21 protein-coding genes and 1 tRNA gene are annotated in these 23,190 nt (G+C 66.6%); 9 read left to right on the top strand and 13 right to left on the bottom strand.

The genetic code is table 11. The features are described 5' to 3' along the window. Positions 1-3 precede the first annotated feature (3 nt). The 6 genes from AC1DN0_RS25185 to AC1DN0_RS25210 form a co-directional block, all read right to left on the bottom strand. Complete coding sequence (locus AC1DN0_RS25185; RefSeq protein ID WP_477146088.1) at positions 4-873, bottom strand: DUF1653 domain-containing protein; 870 nt, start codon at positions 871-873, stop codon at positions 4-6. A gap of 154 nt (positions 874-1,027) precedes the next feature. Then, positions 1,028-1,117 (bottom strand) — tRNA-Ser (locus tag AC1DN0_RS25190). A 79-nt stretch (positions 1,118-1,196) separates the two neighbouring features. Then, positions 1,197-2,501 (bottom strand): serine--tRNA ligase, encoded by a 1,305-nt coding sequence (serS, locus tag AC1DN0_RS25195; protein ID WP_441631086.1) that lies wholly within the window; start codon positions 2,499-2,501, stop codon positions 1,197-1,199. 157 nt (positions 2,502-2,658) lie between these two features. Then, positions 2,659-4,020, bottom strand: a complete 1,362-nt coding sequence (locus tag AC1DN0_RS25200) for a replication-associated recombination protein A (RefSeq protein ID WP_441631088.1) — start codon at positions 4,018-4,020, stop codon at positions 2,659-2,661. Between the two features lie 107 nt (positions 4,021-4,127). Beyond that, positions 4,128-5,177 (bottom strand): TRAP transporter substrate-binding protein, encoded by a 1,050-nt coding sequence (locus tag AC1DN0_RS25205; RefSeq protein ID WP_441631090.1) that lies wholly within the window; start codon positions 5,175-5,177, stop codon positions 4,128-4,130. Positions 5,178-5,274: 97 nt separating this feature from the next. Then, positions 5,275-6,375, bottom strand: coding sequence for an ABC transporter ATP-binding protein (locus tag AC1DN0_RS25210; RefSeq protein WP_477146089.1), 1,101 nt, complete (start codon positions 6,373-6,375; stop codon positions 5,275-5,277). 201 nt (positions 6,376-6,576) lie between these two features. Here AC1DN0_RS25210 and AC1DN0_RS25215 point away from each other — a divergent pair, with 201 nt between their 5' ends. Both AC1DN0_RS25215 and AC1DN0_RS25220 read left to right on the top strand, forming a co-directional pair. Further along, on the top strand, positions 6,577-8,229 hold the full coding sequence (locus AC1DN0_RS25215) for an ABC transporter permease (RefSeq protein ID WP_441631094.1): 1,653 nt from the start codon (positions 6,577-6,579) through the stop codon (positions 8,227-8,229). 219 nt (positions 8,230-8,448) lie between these two features. Next, positions 8,449-9,114, top strand: a complete 666-nt coding sequence (locus tag AC1DN0_RS25220) for a hypothetical protein (RefSeq protein WP_441631096.1) — start codon at positions 8,449-8,451, stop codon at positions 9,112-9,114. Positions 9,115-9,163: 49 nt separating this feature from the next. Here AC1DN0_RS25220 and AC1DN0_RS25225 read toward each other — a convergent pair whose 3' ends face one another. The 4 genes from AC1DN0_RS25225 to AC1DN0_RS25240 form a co-directional block, all read right to left on the bottom strand. Beyond that, positions 9,164-10,198 carry a Fe(3+) ABC transporter substrate-binding protein gene (locus tag AC1DN0_RS25225; protein ID WP_441631098.1) on the bottom strand — a complete coding sequence of 345 codons (1,035 nt, stop codon included), beginning with the start codon at positions 10,196-10,198 and terminating at the stop codon, positions 9,164-9,166. A 199-nt stretch (positions 10,199-10,397) separates the two neighbouring features. Next, the gene (locus AC1DN0_RS25230; protein WP_441631100.1) at positions 10,398-10,820 is read right to left on the bottom strand and encodes a hypothetical protein; all 423 of its coding nucleotides are present in this window, start codon (positions 10,818-10,820) and stop codon (positions 10,398-10,400) included. 8 nt (positions 10,821-10,828) lie between these two features. After that, a complete protein-coding gene (lolA, locus tag AC1DN0_RS25235; protein WP_045237963.1) occupies positions 10,829-11,467 on the bottom strand; it encodes an outer membrane lipoprotein chaperone LolA in 639 nt (212 codons plus the stop codon). Between the two features lie 131 nt (positions 11,468-11,598). Beyond that, the gene (locus AC1DN0_RS25240; RefSeq protein ID WP_477146090.1) at positions 11,599-13,926 is read right to left on the bottom strand and encodes a DNA translocase FtsK; all 2,328 of its coding nucleotides are present in this window, start codon (positions 13,924-13,926) and stop codon (positions 11,599-11,601) included. A gap of 170 nt (positions 13,927-14,096) precedes the next feature. On the opposite strand from AC1DN0_RS25240, the gene trxB reads away from it, so the two are divergent. The 3 genes from trxB to AC1DN0_RS25255 all read left to right on the top strand — a co-directional run bounded on the left by trxB (position 14,097) and on the right by AC1DN0_RS25255 (position 16,542). Further along, positions 14,097-15,044: a thioredoxin-disulfide reductase gene (gene trxB, locus AC1DN0_RS25245; protein ID WP_477146091.1), complete on the top strand. Its 948-nt coding sequence runs from the start codon at positions 14,097-14,099 to the stop codon at positions 15,042-15,044. A 168-nt stretch (positions 15,045-15,212) separates the two neighbouring features. Next, the gene (locus tag AC1DN0_RS25250) at positions 15,213-15,887 is read left to right on the top strand and encodes a Smr/MutS family protein (RefSeq protein ID WP_441631106.1); all 675 of its coding nucleotides are present in this window, start codon (positions 15,213-15,215) and stop codon (positions 15,885-15,887) included. Positions 15,888-15,900: 13 nt separating this feature from the next. Then, on the top strand, positions 15,901-16,542 hold the full coding sequence (locus AC1DN0_RS25255) for a trimeric intracellular cation channel family protein (RefSeq protein ID WP_441631108.1): 642 nt from the start codon (positions 15,901-15,903) through the stop codon (positions 16,540-16,542). 72 nt (positions 16,543-16,614) lie between these two features. On the opposite strand, the gene glnK is transcribed toward AC1DN0_RS25255, so the two are convergent. Then, the gene (gene glnK / locus AC1DN0_RS25260) at positions 16,615-16,953 is read right to left on the bottom strand and encodes a P-II family nitrogen regulator (protein WP_477146092.1); all 339 of its coding nucleotides are present in this window, start codon (positions 16,951-16,953) and stop codon (positions 16,615-16,617) included. Between the two features lie 308 nt (positions 16,954-17,261). Between glnK and AC1DN0_RS25265 the strand changes: the two genes are divergently transcribed. Continuing rightward, positions 17,262-18,428 carry a GNAT family N-acetyltransferase gene (locus AC1DN0_RS25265; RefSeq protein WP_441631112.1) on the top strand — a complete coding sequence of 389 codons (1,167 nt, stop codon included), beginning with the start codon at positions 17,262-17,264 and terminating at the stop codon, positions 18,426-18,428. 29 nt (positions 18,429-18,457) lie between these two features. On the opposite strand, the gene AC1DN0_RS25270 is transcribed toward AC1DN0_RS25265, so the two are convergent. Together AC1DN0_RS25270 and ppa are read right to left on the bottom strand one after the other, a co-directional pair. Beyond that, positions 18,458-19,012: a cytochrome b gene (locus tag AC1DN0_RS25270; RefSeq protein ID WP_441631114.1), complete on the bottom strand. Its 555-nt coding sequence runs from the start codon at positions 19,010-19,012 to the stop codon at positions 18,458-18,460. A 195-nt stretch (positions 19,013-19,207) separates the two neighbouring features. Continuing rightward, a complete protein-coding gene (ppa, locus tag AC1DN0_RS25275; protein WP_035859760.1) occupies positions 19,208-19,735 on the bottom strand; it encodes an inorganic diphosphatase in 528 nt (175 codons plus the stop codon). A 188-nt stretch (positions 19,736-19,923) separates the two neighbouring features. On the opposite strand from ppa, the gene AC1DN0_RS25280 reads away from it, so the two are divergent. From AC1DN0_RS25280 to AC1DN0_RS25290, 3 genes are all read left to right on the top strand, one after another. Beyond that, positions 19,924-21,360: an aldehyde dehydrogenase family protein gene (locus AC1DN0_RS25280; RefSeq protein ID WP_441631117.1), complete on the top strand. Its 1,437-nt coding sequence runs from the start codon at positions 19,924-19,926 to the stop codon at positions 21,358-21,360. Then, positions 21,353-21,595, top strand: a complete 243-nt coding sequence (locus AC1DN0_RS25285; RefSeq protein WP_035859752.1) for a hypothetical protein — start codon at positions 21,353-21,355, stop codon at positions 21,593-21,595. The genes AC1DN0_RS25280 and AC1DN0_RS25285 overlap by 8 nt, the downstream gene beginning before the upstream one ends. Positions 21,596-21,781: 186 nt before the next feature. Continuing rightward, positions 21,782-23,086: an MFS transporter gene (locus tag AC1DN0_RS25290; RefSeq protein WP_441631119.1), complete on the top strand. Its 1,305-nt coding sequence runs from the start codon at positions 21,782-21,784 to the stop codon at positions 23,084-23,086. Positions 23,087-23,190 lie beyond the last annotated feature (104 nt).

A 23,190-nucleotide genomic window follows, 5' to 3' on the forward strand; every position in this document is an offset into this window, starting at 1 on the left:
CGGTCAGCCTCCCGCGGCCATGCGCGCGATATTGGCGCGTGCCGGCGCTTCGCAATCGGCGAACGCCGGCGTGAGGAAGAGCTGCGCGCGCTGCGCCAGGCCTTGCAGGAAAGCGATCCTGCGCTGCAGGAAGGCCGCGAACAGGGCATCGCCGTCCAGGCCGGTGCGATTAGCCAGCAGCGCACGGTTTTCCTCGAACACAGCGGCGGTCCAGGCACCGAAGTCCGCCGGTGACGCCGCCAGACGGCAGAGATCGAGATCCAGCACGAGTTCCGACTCGGGCACCGAGGCGCGATGCCCGCACGTATCCATCACGATGCGCGCGGCCAGCGATGTCACCGCGGCATCGACGCCGACGACCATGGTCTCGATCAGCGCGGCCGAGGCCGCTTCGTTATGCTCGCAGYCCGGCACGTAGACCGCGTCGTGAAACAGCACCGCCAGCGCTTGCGCGGGCGTCAGTGCCACACCGCGCGCCTGCGCGGCTTCAAACATCTCCAGCACATGCCGGCGATCATGGTAGTGCCGGTAAGGCGCGTCGTAGCAAGCCAGCACCTGCAACACCGTCGCGCGCGGCAGGAAGTCCAGGCAGCCCAGCGCCGCCGGCCAGTCCAGTGCGAAACGCGGCTGCGTGCCTTGTGGCGTAGCCACGTTTTCGGCGAACACATCCAGCGGACGCACCCACAACCGGGAGCGGTCCCGCATCGACTCGTACACCACCACCTGCGACATGTCCGACTCGATCACGCCGAGGCCGACGATGGCATAGGCGCCGCCTTTGTAGTGGCGATAAGGCATGCCCGGCAGATAGCCGGAAGGCAAATCGGCGCCGGATTGGGCTTGAGTGGAGGGCGGGAAAGAAGGCTGGGTCATGAGCGGCTGTTCGAATCGGAGCAGCGTCATGATAGTGCATTGACTGCGCGAGACCGCTTGGGCTGCTCGCGCCATGATGCGGGCAGCGCGATTCCGCACCCCCAATGCAAAAGCCCCACGACTCCGTGAAAAATCGTGGGGCTTTGCTTACTGCTGGCGGAGAGGGTGGGATTCGAACCCACGGTAGGCTCGCACCTACGCCTGATTTCGAGTCAGGTACATTCGACCACTCTGCCACCTCTCCGGTAACTGGGTCGCTTGTCGCGAAGAACAAGATTATAGAGGAAATCCCGCTCCAACCGCAAGCCCCCGGCGGCGAAAATTTATGCCTCGGGTCCCAGGCGCGTCAGGCCGCCCAGATACGGCTGCAATGCGGCCGGTACCGTTACCGAGCCATCGGCGTTCTGGTAGTTCTCCAGGATCGCCACCAGCGTGCGGCCAACGGCCAGGCCCGAGCCATTGAGCGTGTGCAGCAGCTCCGGCTTGCCCTGGCCCGCGCGGAAACGGGCCTGCATGCGGCGCGCCTGGAAGTCGCCCATGTTCGAGCAGGAGCTGATCTCGCGGTACGTGCCCTGCGCGGGGATCCAGACTTCGAGGTCATAGGTCTTGGTGCTGCCGAAGCCCATGTCGCCCGTGCAAAGCGCGACGGTGCGGAACGGCAGGTCCAGCTTCTTCAGGATGGCTTCCGCATGGCCCGTGAGCTGTTCCAGCGCATCGAATGAATGCTCGGGCTGCACCACCTGCACGAGTTCGACCTTGTCGAACTGGTGCTGGCGGATCATGCCGCGCGTGTCCCTGCCGTAGGAACCGGCTTCCGAGCGGAAGCAAGGCGTGTGGGCAACGAAACGCAGCGGCAGCTTGTCGCCGGCCACGATGGCGTCGCGCACGATATTCGTCAGCGGCACCTCGGCGGTGGGGATCAGGTAGAAGTTCTCGAGGCGCTCGCCCTCTTCGCTGCCAACCTTGCGCGGCACCTTGAACAGGTCTTCCTCGAACTTGGGCAACTGGCCGGTGCCGCGCATCGATGCGGCATTGACGATGTACGGCACGTACATCTCGGTATAACCGTGCTCCAGCGTGTGGGTATCGAGCATCAGCTGCACCAGCGCGCGGTGCATGCGCGCGACGCCGCCACGCAGCATGGAGAAGCGCGAGCCCGTAACCTTGGCCGCGGTATCGAAATCCAGTCCGAGCCGCTCGCCCACGTCGACGTGGTCCTTGACCTCGAAGTCGAAGCTGCGCGGCGTGCCGACGCGGCGCACTTCCACGTTCTGGGTTTCGTCGCGGCCCACCGGCACGCTCTCGTGCGGCAGGTTGGGGATGGCTTCCAGGATTTCGGAGAGCTGGGCCTGGATTTCTTCCAGGCGCGCGGCCGATGCCTTGAGGGTATCGCCGATGCCGCCGACTTCGGCCATCACCGCCGAGGCGTCTTCGCCCTTGCCCTTGAGCATGCCGATCTGCTTGGAGAGGCTGTTGCGGCGCGCCTGCAGTTCCTCGGTCTGGGTCTGCAGTTGCTTGCGCTCGGCTTCGAGTGCCTGGAAGGCCGCTACGTCGAGTTGGAATCCGCGCGTGGCAAGGCGTTGCGCCACGGCGTCGATGTCTTTGCGGAACAGCTGGATGTCTAGCATGTTGCGTATGAGGGGAGGTGCATGGGCCAGCGGTATGCCGGCGGACCCGCCATTTTACTGTACTGGCCGGCGCAAGCGCCGAACCACCGGCCGGGGAACAGGCAGGCGCTTCGGCCGCTGTTCCCGACGACGGCCCGCCCGGCGCTGTCGATGTGCGCTATTGCGCCCCGCCCTCGCCGCCTTCGTCCCTGCCCTTGCCTTTGCCCTGCTGCCGCTGCCACTGCGCATCGAGGTCGCGCAGGTGGCGCAGCTTGTCGCCGATCTTGCCTTCCAGCCCGCGCGGGGTGGGCTGGTACCAGCCCTGGCGCCTGAGGTCATCGGGGAAGTAATGCTCGCCGGCAGCATAGGCCTCCGGCTCGTCGTGCGCGTAGCGGTAGGCGTGGCCGTGGCCCAGCTCTTTCATCAGCTTGGTCGGGGCGTTGCGCAGGTGGACCGGCACGCCGCGCGACTTGTCCTTCGCCACGAAGGCGCGCGCGGCGTTGTAGGCGTTGTAGCCCGCGTTGGACTTGGGCGCGACTGCGAGGTAAATCAGCGCCTGCGCCAGCGCGAGTTCGCCTTCGGGCGAGCCCAGCCGCTCGTAGGTCTCGGCCGCGTCAAGCGTGATGCGGGCGGCACGCGGATCCGCCAGGCCGATGTCTTCCCATGCCATGCGCACGATGCGGCGCGCCAGGTAGCGCGGATCGGCGCCGCCGTCGAGCATGCGGCAGAACCAGTACAGCGTGGCGTCCGGGTCGGAGCCACGCACCGATTTATGCAGCGCGCTGATCTGGTCGTAGAAGGCGTCGCCGCCCTTGTCGAAGCGCCGCAGGTTCTCCGACAAGGCGCTGCCCAGCAGCGCCTTGTCGATGATGGCCGCGCCGGCGCTGCGCGCGGCACGCGCCACGATCTCGATATTGTTGAGCAGCTTGCGGCCGTCGCCATCGGCCGAGGCCACGGTCAGCTGCAGCGCCTCGTCCTCCCACTGCAGGCCGCCCAGTTCCTCGCCGGCGCGGCGCGCCAACTGCGTCAGCTCATCGTCATCCAGGCTCTTGAGCACATACACCGCGGCGCGCGACAGCAAGGCGCCGTTGACCTCGAAGGACGGGTTCTCGGTGGTGGCGCCGATAAAGGTGAACAGCCCGCTTTCCACGTGCGGCAGGAAGGCATCCTGCTGGCTCTTGTTGAAGCGGTGGACTTCGTCCACGAAGACCAGCGTGCGCCGGCCGTGGGCGCGGTATTGCTCGGCGCGCTCGACCGCCTCGCGGATGTCCTTGACGCCCGAGAGCACTGCCGACAGCGCAATGAACTCGGCATCGAAGGCCGTGGCCATCAGCCGCGCCAGCGTGGTCTTGCCCACACCGGGCGGGCCCCACAGGATCATGGAGTGCGGCTCGCCGGATGCGAACGCCACCCGCAACGGCTTGCCGACGCCAAGCAGGTGTTGCTGGCCGATCACCTCGTCGATGTTGCGTGGGCGCAGGCGCTCGGCCAGGGGTTGTAGGGAACGATCGGGAGCTTCGGAAAACAGCGTGTCCGCCACGGTATTCAGGCCTTTATGTCGGGGCAGGCGCGCACGGTGCGAACCGCTGCGCCTCGGAACCTGACARTGTAGACCATCGCGCGTGGCGGCCCGCTCGGGCGAGCGCTTTAGCGCGCGGCGCGCTCGTTGCGCATGAAGGCATCCAGCACGCCGGCCCGCGCGCTGCCCACGCGCGCGCGCCACGCGGTTACCGCCCCCGCGCCGGCCTCGCGCAGTGCCTGCTGCACGGCCGCGGCAGGGCTTGCCTGGATGGTCACGCCGTTCGCGCGCATGCGCGCGGTGTTCTCTTCCAGCCGGGTACCCAGGCGCGTCCACTGCCGTTGCTCGGTAGCCTGCGCGGCGGCATCCACGGCGGCGCGCAACGCGCCCGGCAGGGCCGCGTAAGCGGCCGCGTTGATCGTGGTAAAGGACAGCGGCATGGCATAGCCAATGGCCGTGAAGTTGGGCAGGTAATCCCATAACTTGCGCCCCGCGCCGCCGTCGCCCGAGGACAGCACCGCGTTGACCGAACCGTCTTTCAGGCGCGGCATGGCGTCGGCAAAGGACAGGCTGGTGGCCTGCGCGCCGGCAGCGTGCATGACCTCGGTGGAAGTCTCGTCGTAGGTGCGTGCCGACAGCGCGCGCAGGTCGGCCAGCGTAGCGACCGGATTGCGCGACCACAACCCGGTCGGCGGCCACGGCGTGACATACAGCAGATGCTGCCCCTGCGCCTCGAAGGCCCGTGCGTAATCCGCGCGGGCCAGTTCGGCCAGGCGCCGGGCGGACTCCACCGAGGTCGCGACGAAAGGCAGCGAAGACAGCAGGAACAGGGGATCGACCGCGCCCAGCGCGCCACCGAAGGCGTCCCCGCCCTCCAGCCGCCCTTCTTTCACCGCTGCGGGCATCTGCGCGGACTTGACGCCCGCGCTGGCATCGAAGCTGGGCATCACCTCGATGGCGCCAGCCGTGCGCGTCTTCACCTCTTCGGCGAACGTGGCCAGCCCTTCGCCCGGCATGGCGCTGGCCGGATATTCGGTGGCCATGCGCCACGCCGTGGGGGTGGCGGCGGGCTGCGCCCAGCCCTGTCCGGCGCCACAGGCAAGCAGGGTGAGCAGCACGCCGCCGCGCAGCAGTTGACGGCGCAGCGGCCGGGACGCGCGCTTCAGGGAAGCAGACATGGTGGAAAGTCCTGGGGTCGTGGGGTAGTGAAGCCGTCGTATCCAAAAGGACCGACAAGAAGGGCAAGCGAGCTGCCAAATGCCCGCCGGCGTACACTCAGCCGCGCCGGAACGCCACGACATCCTCCACCTCCACACGGATGCCGATGCGCTCGCCGAGCGCATGATCGTGGTGCGAAGGCACCAGCGACAACACCTGCCCGCCGCCAGCCAGGCGCAGCGTGTACAGGATATCGGCTCCGCGAAAGGCTTTGTGCAGGATCTCGGCCTGCAACGGGCTGGCGTCGTCATGCACGATATCGTCGGGGCGAATCAGCACGTCCACCTCGGTGGTGGCGGGCGGCACGCCAAGCGGCTCACGGCTTTGCAGCGTGCCCAGCTCCAGCGTGACCACGTGCGGACTGGCGAGACGGCCCGGCATCAGCACGCCCTGGCCAATGAAGTCCGCAACCACGCGCGTGGCCGGCCGGTGATAGAGGTTGTGCGCGCTGTCCCACTGTTCGATCGCGCCGGCATGCATCACGCCGATCTCGTCAGCCATGGCGAAGGCCTCGTGCTGGTCGTGCGTGACGAGGATGGCGGTGGTGCCCTGAGCCTTGAGAATGTCGCGCACCTCCAGGCTCAGGCGTTCGCGCAGTTCGATATCCAGATTGGAGAATGGCTCGTCGAGCAGCAGCAATTCGGGACGCGGCGCCAGCGCCCGCGCCAGTGCCACGCGTTGCTRCTGGCCGCCCGACAGCTCATGCGGAAACTTGCCGCCGGAGCCGGCCAGCCCCACCAGCGCCAGCATCTCCCCGACCCGCGCGGCGCGTTCGCCGCGGCGCATGGCATGCAGCCCGAAGGCGATGTTGTCGGCCACGCTCAGGTGCGGGAACAAGGCGTAGTCCTGGAACACCATGCCGATGCGACGGTGCTCCGGCGCCACGGCAAAACCCGGCGACGACATCACCGTCCCCTGGAGCAGGATGCGCCCTTCGCGCAACGGCTCGAACCCTGCGATTGCGCGCAGCACGGTGGTCTTGCCGCAGCCGCTGGGCCCGAGCAGGCAGGCGATACTGCCGCGCGCCAGGGTAAAGGACAGGCCGTTGACGACGGCATGCCCGCCGAATCCATGATGGATGCGATCAACCACGATCACGGTGTCGGCTCGTGCTTGCTCGGACGAATTGGGAAGCGGGTGGCTTGGCATGCCGAGCATTATATGGAGGGCGGGCCCATCTGTGTGCCGCGCATGTATGCAGGCCGCCCTGCATGCATTGCTAGAATGCTGGGCCCGGCTATCGAAGCACCATGCTCGAATCACGCTGGCCCCGGGCGTCCCTGCCGGGATCGTCCGACCGGGCCTGCCAGCGGGCCTCATCCTCCCACGCACCATCACAGTCATCCAAGCCGCCACCGAATGAGCCTGCTTCGACCCAGCCCTACCAGCCGCCTGCACCCCCTCGCCCTAGTCGCCGGCCTGGCCGCACTGCTGATCGCGCTGCCGATCGCGCAGGTGGCCAGCAGCCTGCTCACGCCCAGCGGCGACACCTGGCGGCACCTCGCCGACACGGTGCTGGCCGAGTACGTGGTCAATACCTTGTGGCTGCTGGCCGGGGTCTGTGCCGGCGTGCTGCTGCTCGGCGTACCCACCGCGTGGCTGGTCAGCACCTACCGCTTTACCGGACGGGCATGGCTGGAATGGGCCCTCGTGCTGCCGCTGGCGATGCCCGCCTATGTCATCGCCTACGCTTATACCGATGCGCTGCAGTTCGCGGGCCCGGTGCAAAGCTGGCTGCGCGAGCTGACCGGCTGGCGCGCGCGCGAGTACTGGTTTCCGGATATCCGCTCGCTGGGCGGCGCCATCGCGCTGTTCACGCTGGTGCTCTATCCCTATGTCTACCTGACCGCGCGCGCGGCCTTCCTGCAGCAAACCCTGAACACGCTGGAGGCGGCGCGTCTGCTTGGCTATGGCACCTGGGGCAGCGTATGGCGCATCATGCTGCCGCTCGCGCGCCCCGGCATCGTCGCCGGCACCGCGCTCGCGCTGATGGAAACGCTGGCCGATTTCGGCACCGTGGCCTACTTCGGCATCCCGACCTTTTCCACCGGCATCTACCGCGCGTGGTTCTCGCTGGGCGACAAGAACGCAGCGGCCCAGTTGTCCGCCTTCATGCTGGTGTTCGTGATCGGCATCCTGCTGGCCGAACGCATCAGCCGCGGCCGTGCCCGCGTGCACGGCGGCCAGCGCCGCGCTCCGGCCTACCGGCTGCATGGCTGGCGGGCCGCGCTGGCGCTGCTGGTGTGCGTGCTGCCCGTGCTACTGGGTTTTGCCATCCCGGCGCTGATGCTGTGCAAGATGGCGCTGGCCGAGGGCGATGCGCAGTTCGGGCCGCGCTTTATAGGGCTGGTGCGCAACAGCTTCCTGCTGGCCAGCGTCACCGCGCTGGTAGCCGTGCTGGCCGCGCTGTTGATCGGCTATGCGGGACGTGGCATTGCCGCCGGCCGGGGCTGGCTGTTGCGCGCGCTCACGCGGGTGTGCGGCATGGGCTATGCCCTGCCCGGCTCGGTGGTGGCGGTGGGCGTGCTGGTGCCGGTGGCGCGGCTGGACAATGCCGTTTCGTCCTGGCTGCAACAGCATCTGGGATGGTCGGCCGGGCTCTTGCTGACCGGCGGCATTGCCGCGCTGGTCTATGCCTACCTGGTCCGCTTCCTGGGCGTGGCCCTGCAAACCGTCAACGCTGGCCTGGTCAAGATCACGCCAGGCATGGATGCGGCATCGCGCAGCCTGGGCCACGGCCCCGGCGCCACGTTGCGGCGCGTGCACCTGCCGATGCTACGTGGCAGCCTGCTGACCGCGGCGCTGATCGTCTTCGTCGATGTCATGAAGGAGTTGCCCGCCACCTTTGTGATGCGGCCGTTCAATTTCGATACGCTCGCGGTACAGGCCTACAACCTGGCATCCGACGAGCGCCTTGCCGAAGCCGCCACGGCGTCGCTGGTGATCGTGGCGGTGGGCCTGCTGCCGGTGATCCTGCTGTCGCGCTCGATACGGCGGGAGGCGCGGGAGTAACCCACAGGGATCGCCTGCGGAAACAGGTGCGAATACTCCTAAATTTCTTCAACGTATTGCCGATATCTCACTAGTCCGAAGCTGCGCCCCGGCTCGCCGCCCCCTTCCCGCGCGTGCCGGGCGGCCTGCCCCCGCCGCTGGCGTGCTTCGCGCCGCATCATGACTGTGCCGCCCGCAATCGTTGCCCGGCACTTGTTCGCAGCGACTTCAGAGAGTGTTATGCAGCTTCGTTACCGCATGCTCGTGTTCAAGCTGAACCGGCTGAACCCGCAAGACCGGGTCAGCGCCGTCGAGGAAATCGCCCTGGCGGGCCAACTGGCGGAGCAACTGGAAAAGCCAGGCATGGTCGAGCGCGTGGTGGCGGACCTGTTCGATCACGATAATTCCCATGTCAGGCGCATCGCGCTCAACGCGGTAAGGCGCGCGCACGGCTACCTRCAGACCGATATCTCGCTTGCCCTGCTGCGCAAGCTCCGCGACCCCGAGCCATGGCTGCGCCACGACGCTGCCTGGATCCTCCATGAGGCCGGGCTGGACAGCCCGCACATCCGCGCGGCACTGCGCCAACTGGCCGGCCCGGTCATGCTGCCTTACGACCAGGCGCGCGCCCGCGCCAATCCCTCCGACGCGATGCTGCACGCCCAGGTGCGCGCGCGGCAAGCACTGGACGTGCTGCTGGCACGCCAGACCGCAGGCGCCGTGGTGGCCAAGCTGCCGTACGCGGATGGCACCTTGGGCCACTCGCACACGCGGCGGCGCGAGCACTTGAAACTGACCTTCGAGAAGCACAGGGAGCGTGGCGCAAAGCTGCGCTTCCGGCGCCTGGAAAGCGGGGAAAACAAGGCCGCGGGCGCCTTGCAGCCGAAGCAGAAGGCCCCCGCATGAAAAATGGCGGCTTGCGCCGCCATTCCCGTCCCGCCCAGTCAGACCGCGCTTACTTGTAACCAGCCTTGTCCGCTACCTTCTGTGCTTGCGGCTGGTACTTGCCCAACTCAGCAACATTGATCTTGTCCGCCTTGAAGCTGCCCATGGCTTCGAGTGCCGGATTGCTGATCTTCACGCTTTCCACCACCGGCCACTCGTTATTGCCATCGGCAAAATAGCGCTGCGCCTCGTCGCTTGCCAGGTACTCCAGGAACGCGCGCGCCGATGCCTTGTTGGGCGCATGCTTGAGCATGCCGCCGCCAGAGATGTTCATATGCACGCCCTGGCTGGCCTGGTTGGGCCACACGACGCCCAGCTTCTCCGCCACGGCCTTGTCCTCGGGCTTGGCCGACTTCAGGATGCGGGCGATGTAGTAGGTATTGGCGACCGCGATATCGCATTCGCCGGCGGCCACCGCCTTGAGCTGGTCGGTATCGCCGCCCTTGGGCGCGCGCGCCAGGTTGGCCACGACACCGCGCGTCCATTGCTCCGTCCTGGCCTCGCCATCGTGGGCAATCAGGCTGGACATCAGCGACAGGTTGTAGACGTGCCCGCTGGAACGGATGCACAGCTTGCCCTTCCACTTGGGATCGGCCAAGTCTTCATAGCTCTTGATGTCGCCGGGCTTGACTGCCGCCTTGTTGTAGGCGATCACGCGGGCCCGCGCCGAGAAACCGAACCAGTCGCCGTTCGGGTCGCGGTAGTTGGCGGGAATGCGCGAGTCCAGCACGCTCGATTTGAGTGGCGCGAACACGCCCGCCTGCTGGGCTCGCCACAGGCGGCCGATGTCGACCGTGATGAACACGTCGGCGGGGCTGTTCGCACCCTCGTTCTTGATGCGCTCCAGCAGCGGGTCTTCCTGGCCTTCGATGCGGTTGATCTTGATGCCGGTCTGCTTGGTGAAATTGGCGTAGAGCGCTTCGTCGGTCTGGTAATGGCGTGCCGTGTAAAGGTTCAGCACTTTTTCCTGTGCGCTCGCGGCGAGCGGCAGCGCCAACACGGCAAGCGCGGCGGCGCGCGGCAGCAAGTGACGGAATACGGTCATGACTCTCCCCCTGGATGATGTTCTGCTTCGCCCTGGAGGTGCAGTGGAAGCATCCTCACACAAGACGAACAAGGAACAATAATCATTCCTATTTCGGAGGTCAAGTTACAACGTTGTAATGTTGGAAGGCCCCGGGCGGGGCCATTCAGGCCGGATCATTACGCGGCATCACCATCGTGCCTCGCCCCGCCACCCGGATTCAGGCGCCGGCGCGCTCCACCAGCACTTTCATGGCATCGGCAGGCAGCGGCCCATGGCAGGTCCGTTCTCCGCTGCCCTTGCTGACGACCAGCCAGACCTTGCCCGGAGAACCCGCCGGATGCAGCAGCCAGGCCGGTCCGCGGCCGCTGCCGGTTGGGTGGAGGTCTTCCAGCACGCCACTGCTGGTCGATTGCAGCAACGCGGCGCAATCGTTGGCGCTTGCCTGCGTGGCGGTGAGGAAATCCGGATTGGCGAGCACTTCGGGCAAGGCGGTGTCGGAGGCGCGCAGGAAGGCATCGACATCGAAATGCTTGCTGGCGCCGTTCTGGCCCGCGCAGGCGGCGAGCAGCACGGCCACGGCGATGCCGGCGACGGCGCCGCCACGGCGCCGGGCCAGCCGGGAGAGGGAAGCTCGGATCATGGCAGGCCTCATTGCTTCAACACATCGGCGCCCTTGGGCACCGTGAACCGGAAGGTGTCGGCGGGCAGCGAGGGGTTCTTCTGCATCGCGCTGAACGTCAGCAGCGTCGTATTGCCGAACGCATCGCGCAATTCCATCGCCTCCAGGTTGCCGGCCTTGAAGCCGATGCCGATGCGTTCGAACTGTGTGTCCTTGGACCTGGGCGTCAGTTCGATCCACTCTACGCCGTCGCGGGTGGGACCGTTCTTCACGGCGAAGTTCTTTTCCAGGTCATTGCTGCCGAACAGGATCGCGGCGGGGCTCGAACCCAGGGCGCCGTCGAGCTTGCGCTCGGTCACCTGGTTCAGGTCCTTGTCGTAGATGTAGAGCGTCTGGCCATCGGCCTGCAGCAGCTGGTCGTAAGGCTTGACATAGCGCCAGGTGAACTTGCCCGGACGCGAAAACGCGAAAGTGCCGCTGGAGGTGCTGGCCACCTTGAGGCTGTCGCCCTGCCCTTTGACCTGGCGCTGGGTGAACTCGCCCCTGGCGCTCTTGACGCCCGCGACGAAGGCCTGGAGCTGGTCGGTGCCGGCAGCCATGGCCGCGCTTGCCGCCAGCGACAGCATGGCTGCCGCGGCACATGCCGACACGAGAATGCGGATTCGCATGGTTTGTCCTTGCTTGGTGGAGGGGGGGCGGCGCCAATGCGGCAGCGCCGCCTGTCCGGTTAGAGCCCTGGGCGCATGGCGGATTCCGCAACCATGTGCTTCGCGCGTAACAGCATGTTACGCGCGGCGGCTCATTCTTCTTCGCGGGCGGTGCCGGCCGGGGCCAGGATGTCGCGATTGCCGTTGCCGGACATGGCGGAAACCAGGCCGGCCTTTTCCATGTCCTCGAGCAGCCGCGCGGCGCGGTTGTAGCCGATGCGCAGGTGGCGCTGCACCAGGGAGATCGATGCGCGGCGGTTCTTCAGCACCACGTCGACGGCCTGGTCGTAGAGCGGATCGGCCTCGCCGCCGCCACCGCCGATGCCGGCGCCGCCGCCCATGCTGTCGCCGCCCAGGTCGCCCTCGGCCACGCCGCCTTCGAGAATGCCCTCGATATAGTTGGTCTCCCCGCCTTCCTTGAGCTTCTCGACCACGCGATGCACTTCCTCATCGGAAACAAAGGCGCCGTGGACGCGGATCGGCAAGCCGGTGCCGGGCGCCAGGTAGAGCATGTCGCCCATGCCCAGCAGCGCCTCCGCGCCCTGCTGGTCCAGGATGGTGCGCGAATCGATCTTGCTGCTGACCTGGAAGGCGATGCGGGTCGGCACATTGGCCTTGATCAGGCCGGTAATCACATCGACCGACGGCCGCTGCGTGGCCAGCACGAGATGGATGCCGGCGGCGCGGGCCTTCTGCGCGATACGCGCGATCAGCTCTTCCACCTTCTTGCCCACCACCATCATCAGGTCGGCCAGCTCGTCGATGACGATCACGATCATCGGCACTTTTTCGAGCGGCTCGGGCGCGTCCGGGGTCAGGCTGAACGGGTTGGGAATCTTCTCCTCGCGCGCGGCGGCTTCGTCGATCTTCTTGTTGWAGCCGGCCAGGTTGCGCACGCCSASCKYGCTCATCAGCTTGTAGCGSCGCTCCATCTCTCCGACCGCCCAGTTGAGGGCGTTGCCGGCCTGGCGCATATCCGTCACCACCGGGCACAGCAAGTGCGGGATGCCTTCGTAGACGCTCATTTCGAGCATCTTGGGGTCGATCAGGATCAGCCGAACCTGCTCTGCCTTGGCCTTGTACAGCAGCGACAGGATCATGGCGTTGATGCCCACCGACTTGCCGGAGCCGGTGGTGCCGGCCACCATGCAGTGCGGCATCTTGGCCAGGTCCGCCACCATCGGCTTGCCGGCGATGTCCTTGCCCAGCGCCATGGTGAGGTTCGATGCGCTCTCGTTGTAGACCTGCGAGCCGAGGATCTCGGACAGCCGTACCGTCTGGCGCTTGGGGTTGGGCAGYTCCAGCCCCATGTAGACCTTGCCGGGAATGGTTTCCACCACCCGGATGGAAACCAGCGACAGCGACCGCGCCAGGTCGCGCGCCAGGTTGACCACCTGGCTGCCCTTGACGCCGGTGGCCGGCTCGATCTCGTAGCGGGTGATGACCGGACCCGGGTAGGCCGCCACCACCTTGACCTCGACGCCGAAATCCTTGAGCTTCTTCTCGATCAGGCGCGAGGTGAATTCCAGCGTCTCGGCGCTGACGGTTTCCTGGTGCGTCGGGATGGGGTCCAGCAGCGCCAGCGGCGGCAGGTCGGAGTCCTGGATATCGGCGAACAGCGGCTGTTGCTTCTCGCGCTCCACCCGCTCGTGCTTGGGCACCGCCTGCGGCCGCACGATCTGCACCGGCGCCGCCTCCTCGATCTTGACCCGCTGCACTTCCACGGTTTCGGTGCGCACGACCTTGGCCGCCTCGCCGATGATGCGGTCCTGCTTGCTCTCGCGGCGCGCCTTGAAGCCGAGGAAGAGGTTCTCGACAAAGCCGCCGATGTGCTCGGCCACCGACAGCCACGAGAAATGGAAGAACAGCGACAGGCCGATGGCCAGCGTCAGCAGCAGCAGCAGGGTCGCGCCGGTAAATCCCAGCGCCATCTGCATCCAGCCGCCCAGCAGGTCGCCCAGCACGCCGCCGGGGGCGCGCGGCAGCGCCGAGCGCAGCGGATACATGCGGATGGCTTCCAGGCCCATGCTGGCGGTCAGCGACAGGCCAAAGCCGATCCAGCTCACCACCAGCCCCTGGCGCGCCTCGCCGTTGCGCTCGGGCAGCTCGGCGGTCAGCGCGCGCCAGCCGCGCCAGCAGCGGCGTACCAACAGCACCGCCCACCAGTAGGCGGAGAAGCCGAAGATAAAGAACAGCACGTCGGCCATCCAGGCGCCCACGCGGCCGCCCAGGTTGTGGATGTCGGCCACCTGGTTGGCGTGCGACCAGCCGGGGTCCGCCTTGCTGTAGCTGGCCAGGATGCAGACGAAGGCCAGTGTGACAGCCAGCAACAGGAACCAGCGCACTTCGCCCAGCAGCTTGCCGATGCGCGAGGGCAGCGCGGATGGATCGGTACGTGTTGTCGTAGTAGCTCGGGCCATGCCTGGGTCTGGGTTACCGTGTGAAGTTTGGTTTGCCGGCCATTTTAACCTTGGCCGGGGCTATCGCTCCCATTGGAATTTGCAACAGTGAGCAAACGCCGGTCCACTTATAATGCTGGTTTCGATTCACGCTGGCGCGCACCAAGGCGCACCAGCCATAGGAAAGCATCATGGCCAAACACGCAAAAGTGCTGATTCTCGGTTCCGGCCCCGCCGGCTATACCGCTGCCGTCTACGCGGCCCGCGCCAACCTCCAGCCGGTGCTGATCACCGGCCTGGCCCAGGGTGGCCAGCTGATGACCACGACCGACGTGGAAAACTGGCCAGCCGATGCCAACGGCGTGCAAGGCCCGGAACTGATGCAGCGCTTCCTGGAGCATGCCGAGCGCTTCAACACCGAAATCATCTTCGATCACATCCATACCGCCAAGCTGACCGAACGCCCGATCCGCCTGGTCGGCGATGCCGGTGAATACACCTGCSATTCGCTGATCATCGCCACCGGCGCCTCGGCCCAGTACCTCGGCCTGCCCTCGGAAGAACTGTTCATGGGCCGCGGCGTGTCGGCCTGCGCAACTTGCGACGGATTCTTCTACAAGAACCAGGAAGTCGCGGTTGTCGGCGGCGGCAATACCGCGGTGGAAGAAGCGCTCTACCTGTCGCATATCGCCAGCAAGGTCACCCTGATCCACCGCCGCGACAAATTCCGCGCCGAGCCGATCCTGGTCGACCGCCTGCTCCAGCGCGAGAAGGAAGGCCGCATCGAAATCCGCTACAACACCGTGCTGGACGAGGTGGTGGGCGACGAATCCGGCGTGACCGGCGTCAAGCTGCGCGATGCTCAGGGCGACAAGACCGAAGAACTCAAGCTGGCGGGCGTGTTCATCGCCATCGGCCACAAGCCCAATACCGACCTGTTCGAGGGCCAGCTCGACATGCGCAACGGCTATATCGTGACCAAGACCGGCCTGGCCGGCGATGCCACGGCTACCAGCATCCCCGGCGTGTTCGCCGCCGGCGACGTGCAGGACCACATCTACCGCCAGGCCATCACCAGCGCCGGCACGGGCTGCATGGCAGCGCTGGACGCCCAGCGTTACGTGGAAGCGCTGCAGTAAGCGCCTGCCCCCGGCACCTGCCGCACTGTGATTCGCTGCGCACAGCGATCACCGTGCCGCGGGCGCCCGGATAAATGGCCGCGCGAGCCCTTGGGCGCGACGCCAGTCCCGCCCGTCTGCACTACCTCCCCCCACTTTATAATCACGCCGAGCACCCCGGAGAATTCCATGACGCACGGCGCAAAGAAACCCGCCAGCCCGCCCAAGCGCTTCGGCCTGACCGACCTGGCTGGCCTGCGCGAATCCCTCAAGGCTGACACCGAGCGGCGCGAAGCCGAACGCCGCGAGGCGGAAAGCGTCGCCCAGCGCGCACGCGAGGAGGCTGACGTCTTCCGCAGCAGCGTGGGCAACGTCAGCGCCCTGCGCGACCGTAACCGCATCACGCCCACGCCGCGCCACCCCGCGCCGGTACCGGTACAAACCCAGCTGGACGACAAGGCCGTGCTGGCCGCATCGCTTTCCGACGAATTCGACGTCGAGAACCTGCTGGATACCGATGAAACCCTGTCGTTCCGCCGGCCGGGCATCGGCATGGACGTGGTCAAGAAGCTGCGCCGCGGCGAATGGGTGCCCCAGGACAAGATCGACCTGCACGGCCTGCGCAGCGACGAAGCGCGCGAGGTGCTGGCCGAGTTCGTGCGGCGCTCGGTCAAGCGCGGCGTGCGCTGCGTGCGCGTGATCCACGGCAAGGGCAACGGCTCGCCGGACAAGACGCCGGTGCTCAAGGGCAAGGTGCGCAGCTGGCTGGTACAGAAGGAAGAAGTGCTGGCCTTCGTTCAGGCGCGCGGTGCCGAGGGTGGCTCCGGCGCGCTGATGGTGCTGCTGCGCCAGCCGCACGCCTGAGGCCGCGCGCACGATGCATCTGCCGCTCGATCTCCTGATGGGGCGGTTGCCCCTGATCCTGCATGTCATGGAAGTGGTGGGCGTGCTCGCCTTCGCCGTCTCCGGCGTGGTCGACGCGCGCAAGCAGCGCTTCGATGCCGTGGGTACGTTTGTGGTGGCGTTCGCCACCGCCTTTGGCGGCGGCACGGTGCGCGACGTGCTGCTGGACCGCCGGCCCTTCTACTGGGTCGACCACGAAGGCTATGTGATCCTGATCTTCGTCATGTCGCTCGGCGCTTCGTTCGTGCTGCGGGTAGTCAGCCGGGTGGCGTCCGAGCGCACCATGATCACGGCCGATGCGATCGGCCTCGGGCTGTTTTCCGTCACCGGCACGTCGCTCGCGCTGGTGGCGCAGATGACGCCTACCGTGGCGGTCATGATGGGCATCATTTCCTCGGTGTTCGGCGGCGTGGTGCGCGATGTGCTGTGCAACGAGGTGCCGATGATCCTGCGCGACAGGTCGCCTTATGCCACCTGTGCCTTTGTCGGTTGCTGGGTCTATGTCGGCCTGACCTGGGTGCGGGCCGAGCAGGAACTGGCCCTGCTCGCGGGCGCGATCACCATCACGGCGACGCGCCTGCTGTGCGTGCGCTTCGGCTGGAAGCTGCCGAGCTAGCCGGGCAATCCGGGCGCCCCTCCCCCGGGACCGCCAGGATTGCGCCGGTGCTGAATTGCCTGCGCGGAGCGCTTAGACGGCGGCCTCGTCCTGCTCGCCGGTGCGGATGCGGATCACTCGCTCGATCTCGGTGACGAAGATCTTGCCGTCGCCGATCTTGCCGGTGTGCGCCGCCTTGACGATGGCGTCGAGCACGGTATCGAGCTGGTTCTCGGCAACCACGACCTCGATCTTGATCTTGGGCAGGAAATCGACCACGTACTCGGCGCCGCGGTACAGCTCGGTATGCCCTTTCTGGCGGCCAAAGCCCTTCACCTCGGTTACCGTCAACCCGGTCACGCCGATGTCAGCCAGCGCCTCGCGCACTTCGTCCAGCTTGAACGGTTTGATGATGGCGGTAATCTGCTWCATTTTGGCCCCTTATATAGTCGTTGGTTAGTGAGAGAGTTTAGCCTGCCCGGCGGGTTGCCGGATGTTGCCTGCCGCACCGCGCCATTTCCGGTAGACTCAACCGGCCCTGCCGCCCGCGCAAAGCTCGCGCGGCGCGGACAGCCATGGCGGAACAAGGCCCTGGCCGGCGCCACCGAGGCGTCGGCAGCAGGCAAATGATGAGCGGATCTAGCGCAATGCAGTCTGAATCTTGCAAGCCGGGACCGGACCACCCTGACGCAAGCCCCCCAGGGGCGGCTGCGGCACAAGGCGGACAGGAACACGAGCGGATGGAGAATTATCGCACGCAGATCGTTTTCGATCTGTCCGAGCTGCCGGCGGCCACATGGGATGCCCTGGTGGCGGCGCAGCCCGGCGCCACGCCGTTCCTGCGCCACGCCTTCCTGCACGCCCTGCACGCCAGCGGCAGTGCCTGCGACGAAACCGGCTGGAGCCCGCGCTACCTGACCCTGTGGGCTCCGCACGAAGGCGGCGGCGAGCGCCTGGTGGCGGCCATGCCGCTGTACGCGAAATCGCACTCGTATGGCGAATACGTGTTCGACTGGGCCTGGGCCGACGCCTATGCGCAGCACCGCCTTCCCTACTACCCAAAGCTGCTGTCCGCGATCCCCTTCACGCCCGTCCAGGGCGCGCGGCTGCTGGCCAAGGACGTGGGCGCGCGCCGTGTCCTGCTGCAAACCGCGCTGGCGGTGGCGGAGCAAAGCCAGTTGTCATCCCTGCATGTGCTCTTCCCGGACGAGCATGAGGCCGCGTTGATGGCAGACGCCGGCATGCTGATGCGGCATGGCGTGCAGTTCCACTGGACCAACCCGGGCTATGAGAGCTTCGAGGCGTTCCTGGCCACGCTCTCGCAAAAGAAGCGCAAGAACATCCGCGCCGAACGGCGCCGCGTGGCGGAAGCTGGCATCACCTTCCGCCAGTTGCGGGGCGCGGAGATCGGCGACGACGAATGGCGCTTCTTCCATCGCTGCTATCGCCAGACCTACCGCGAGCATCATTCCACGCCCTATCTGAACCTGGACTTCTTCCGGCGCATCGGTGCCGCCATGCCGGAGAACCTGCTGCTGGTGGTGGCCATGCGTGCCGGCCAGCCGATCGCCGCCTCCCTGGTGGTCTACGACGGCGACCCCGCACGCAGCACCTTGTTCGGGCGCTACTGGGGGGCGCTTGAGCACCACCCATGCCTGCACTTCGAGACCGCCTACTACCAGCCTCTGGAATTCTGCATCGCGCAGGGTATCCGCACCTTCGAAGGCGGCGCGCAGGGCGAACACAAGATGGCGCGCGGATTCCTGCCGGTCGCGACCCGCTCCGCCCACTGGCTGGCGCATCCGTCCTTCGCCGATGCCGTCGAGCGCTTCCTCGTGCGCGAGCGCCAGGGCATCGACGCCTACCTGGACGAACTCAACGACCGCACGCCGTTTGCCCGCGGCTGAAGCCGGCCATGGCTGGCCGGCTTGCCGCGTCAACGCCACATGCGCCGCAGCGTGTTGTCGCCCAGCATGTAGTGGTGGAACAGCGCGGCCACCGCATGCAGCCCGATCACCGTGTAGAAGGCGGTACCCAGCGTTTCATGGATTTCCTTGAGGGCATCCTTCAGGTCCGCGTTCTGCGCCACCAGCGAGGGCAGTTCGATGCCGAGCCCCGGCAGCGTCATCAGGTGGCCACCCGCGTTGAGGGCCAGCAGGCCCAGCACGGGCTGTATGAAGATAAACAGATAAAGCAGGAGGTGCATGGCGCCGCCCAGCAGATGCATCCAGCGCGGGCCGGGCTCGGGCGCCGGCGCCCCGCCCATCAGGCGCCACAGCAGGCGCGGCACCGCCAGCACAATCACCAGCGCGCCAGCCCACTCGTGGACCGACATCGACAGGGCGCGGGCGGCGCTGCCTTTTGCGGTAAAGCCCTTGAGTTCGATCGCGGCGTACGCGGTGGCAATCAGCAGGAACACCGCCCAGTGGAAGAAGACCGCCAGACCGGAATAGCGAACCGTCGCGGATGGCTTCGAAGAGGTAACGTACATGGGGATTGGCAGTCTTTCTGCCGAGTTGTTCTGTGATTGGAGCTTAACCCACAGGCTTCATGGTGTCTTTGGCCTCCATCAAACCCGACGCAACAAAAAACCCCGCCGTGGCGGGGTTCGTTCAGCTGCGGTTCAGCCAGGCGCGGGAAACGGCCATGACCGACCCTGCGGCGCGCCGCCCGGGGCGGCGAAGGCTTACTTCGTGTAGTTGGCCACGCCGTCGGTGATTTCCTTGTGGGCTTCCTCGATGCCGGCCCAGCCTTCCACCTTGACCCACTTGCCCGCTTCGAGTGCCTTGTAGTTCTCAAAGAAGTGCTTGATCTGGTCCAGCAGGTTCTGCGGCACGTCGGACAGGCCCTTCATGAAGGCGGTGGCCGGCGACAGCTTGTCCAGGGGCACGGCGATCAGCTTGGCATCCACACCCGACTCGTCGGTCATCTTGAGCATGCCCAGCGCGCGGCAACGCACGACGGCACCGGCCAGGATCGGGAACGGCGAGAGCACCAGCACGTCGACGGGGTCGCCGTCGCCCGACAGGGTCTGCGGAACAAAACCGTAGTTGGCGGGATAGCGCATGCCGGTGCCGATGAAACGGTCGACGAAGAGCAGGCCGGTTTCCTTGTCGGCTTCATACTTCACCGGATCGCTCTGGGCGGAGATTTCAATGATGACGTTGAAATCGTTCGGGATGTCCTTGCCGGGGGAAACGAGGTTGAAGCTCATGCTTGCTCTCCAGATGCCTGTGTTTGAGGATGGCGGGCATTATAGCGGTTCGAAGCTGACCCGGGCCTGACGCCACGTGCCTTGCGCGCCTCGCGCGGTGAGTGATAATGCTGAATTGTCCCAATGACGCATCGACAGGCGCACTAACAGCCACAGGCTGACGGTCGCATCCAGCCGGAGCCATTCCAATGCACGCCCAGCACTTCGTTGCCAACCGCCTGATCGCGCCGGATTCCGGCATGCGCATCAAGGTATTCGACCCTTCCAGCGGCGAGCCCTTCGCCGAAATCGCCCGCGGCAACGCGGTCGACATCAATGTGGCCGTCCACGCCGCCCGCCAGGCCGCCGAAGGCGCCTGGGGCGCCATGGCGCCCGCCGAGCGCGCACGCCTGCTCAACCGCGTGGCGCTGACGCTGATCGAGCATGAAGCCGAACTCGCCGCGCTGGAAGCGCGCGACACCGGCAAGCCCTTGCGCCAGGCTGCCGCCGACGTGCGCGCCGTGGCGCGCTACTTTGAGTTCTACGCCGGCGCGGCCGACAAGCTGCACGGGCAGACCATTCCCTACCAGCCGGGCTTCACCGTGCTGACCGTGCGCGAGCCGCATGGCGTGACCGGCCACATCATCCCTTGGAACTACCCGCTGCAGATCTTCGGGCGCAGCGTCGGCGCGGCGCTGGCCACGGGCAATGCCTGCGTGGTCAAGCCCGCCGAGGACGCCTGCCTGTCGCTGCTGCGGGTGGCGGAGCTGGCGGCCGGGGCCGGCCTGCCCGAAGGCGCGCTCAATATCGTCACCGGCTATGGCCACGAAGCCGGCGCCGCACTAGCGCGCCACCCCGGCATCAACCACATCTCCTTCACCGGTTCGCCGCAGACCGGCAAGCTGATCGCGCAGATGGCAGCCGAGAACCACGTGCCGGTCACGCTGGAACTGGGCGGCAAGTCGCCCCAGATCGTGTTCGCCGACGCCGATGTCGATGCGCTGGTGCCGATCATCGTCAACGGCATCGTGCAGAACGCCGGCCAGACCTGCTCGGCGGGCAGCCGCGTGCTGGTGGAACGCCCGCTCTACAATGCCGTGCTCGACCGCCTTGCCACGGTGTTCGAGTCCCTGCGCGTGGGTCCATCGGAGCTGGACCTTGAATGCGGCCCGCTGATCAACCGCAAGCAGCAACAGCGTGTATGGGACTTCGTTTCCGACGCGCAGCACGCCGGCATTACCGCGATGGCGCAAGGACAGATCGTGGCGGAAGCGCCGGAATCCGGCTACTACCAGGTGCCGATGCTGTTCCGCGACGTGCCGCCGGCGCACCGGCTGGCGCAGGAAGAAGTCTTTGGGCCGCTGCTGGCGGCAACGCCCTTCGACACCGAGGCCGAAGCCATCGCGCTCGCCAACGGCACCCCCTACGGGCTGGTCGCCGGCGTCTGGACCCGCGACGGCGCACGGCAACTGCGGCTGGCGCACAAGCTGCGCGCGGGCCAGGTCTTTATCAACAACTACGGTGCCGGCGGCGGGGTGGAACTGCCTTTCGGCGGCAGCGGGCAGTCCGGCCACGGCCGCGAGAAGGGCTTCGAAGCCCTGTACGGATTCACCACACTGAAAACCATCGCCATACAACATGGGTAATATCAACTTCCTGTCGGTCGCGTTCGCCATTTTCTTCTTCTGGATGGCGTGGCACGTCAGAAACAAACGCGCCACCAACCCCTCGGCCATGCCGCGCCTGCAGGTCTTCAAGCGCAAGTGGGGCGACACCGTGGGCGACCGCGTGCACTGGTGCCTCTATGTGGCCCTGCCCTTCCTGCTCGCGCTGATGATGGTCGCCAACGCGCTGCGCGGCCGCGGCCCGTTCGCGCACTAGCAGGCCGCTCCAACATGAGCCCGGCACCGTTGCCGCGAACGGCATGCTTGCCGGCCGCCCTGCCCGCGCAAGGCKGTGGCACCGGTGCGGCCATCGCATTCAACGCGGGGGGCCGCATGTAGCAGGCGGCGCCCCTCATCCAGCGGTATCGTGCAATCACAGAGAGTAAATCCCAGAGGAGACARCATGACAACAACCGCAGTACACAGCGGCGCAGCCGACCCCACCTTCGAGGATGCCACCTACCGCAAGGTGAGCTGGCGTCTCGTTCCCTTCCTGCTGCTTTGCTACGTAGTGGCCTACCTGGACCGGGTCAACGTAGGTTTTGCCAAACTGCAGATGCTTAACGACCTGCAGTTCAGCGAGACCGTCTACGGGCTGGGCGCGGGCATCTTCTTCATCGGCTACTTCCTGTTCGAGGTGCCCAGCAACGTGATCCTGCACAGGGTGGGCGCGCGCATCTGGATTGCCCGGATCATGATCACCTGGGGGCTGATCTCGGCGGCGATGATGTTCGTCACCACGCCGACGATGTTCTACGTGCTGCGCTTCCTGCTTGGTATCGCCGAGGCTGGCTTCTTCCCCGGCATCATCCTCTACCTGACCTACTGGTACCCATCGCATCGGCGCGGGCGCACCACCACCTATTTCATGACTGCGGTTGCGCTTGCCGGCGTGATCGGCGGGCCGCTGTCGGGCTGGGTGATGCAATCCTTCGACGGCCACAACGGCTGGTCGGGCTGGCAATGGATGTTCCTGCTCGAAGGCATCCCGTCGGTGCTGGTGGGGCTGGTGGTGCTGGCCTACCTCGACGACCGCATCGTCCACGCCAAGTGGCTGAACGATGAAGAGAAGGCCCTGCTCCAGCGCAATATCGCCAACGAGGACATGCACAAGGAAGACGCGCCGGTCAGCCAGGTGCTGACCAGCCCGCGTGTCTGGCTGATGAGTTCGATCTACTTCTGCTTCGTGATGGGCCTGTACGGCGTCAGCTTCTGGCTGCCCACGATCATCAAGCAGACCGGCGTGAAGAGCCCGCTGGACATCGGCCTGCTCACCGCCATTCCCTATGGCTGCGCGGTGGTCGGCATGATACTGGTGGCCTACAGCGCCGACCGCACGCGCGAGCGCCGCTGGCATATCGCCCTTCCCGCGCTGGCCGGCGCGCTTGGGCTGGTGCTGTCGGTGCAATGGCACAGCAACACAGTGCTGGCACTGCTCGGACTGACGCTGGCCACCATCGGCATCCTGACCACGCTGCCGCTGTTCTGGAGTCTGCCCACGGCGTTTCTCGCGGGCACCGGCGCCGCGGCGGGTATTGCGCTGATCAACTCGCTGGGCAACCTGGCAGGCTTTATCAGCCCGTATGCGGTGGGCTGGCTGAAGGACCTGACGCAAAGCACGGACTCCGGGATGTATCTGCTGGCGGCGTGTCTGGTGGTAGGCGCGGCGCTGACGCTGTCGGTGCCGGCGCGGATGGTGAACAAGTAGGAATTTGAGGGCGGGCGCCACATCACGCGCCCGCCCTCTCCCCCGTCCCCTCTCCCGCAAGCGGGAGAGCAAACCAGCGGCAAGGAAGAGCGATAGAGCCGGAT

It is taken from the genome of Cupriavidus sp. 05N39 (assembly GCF_056397325.1).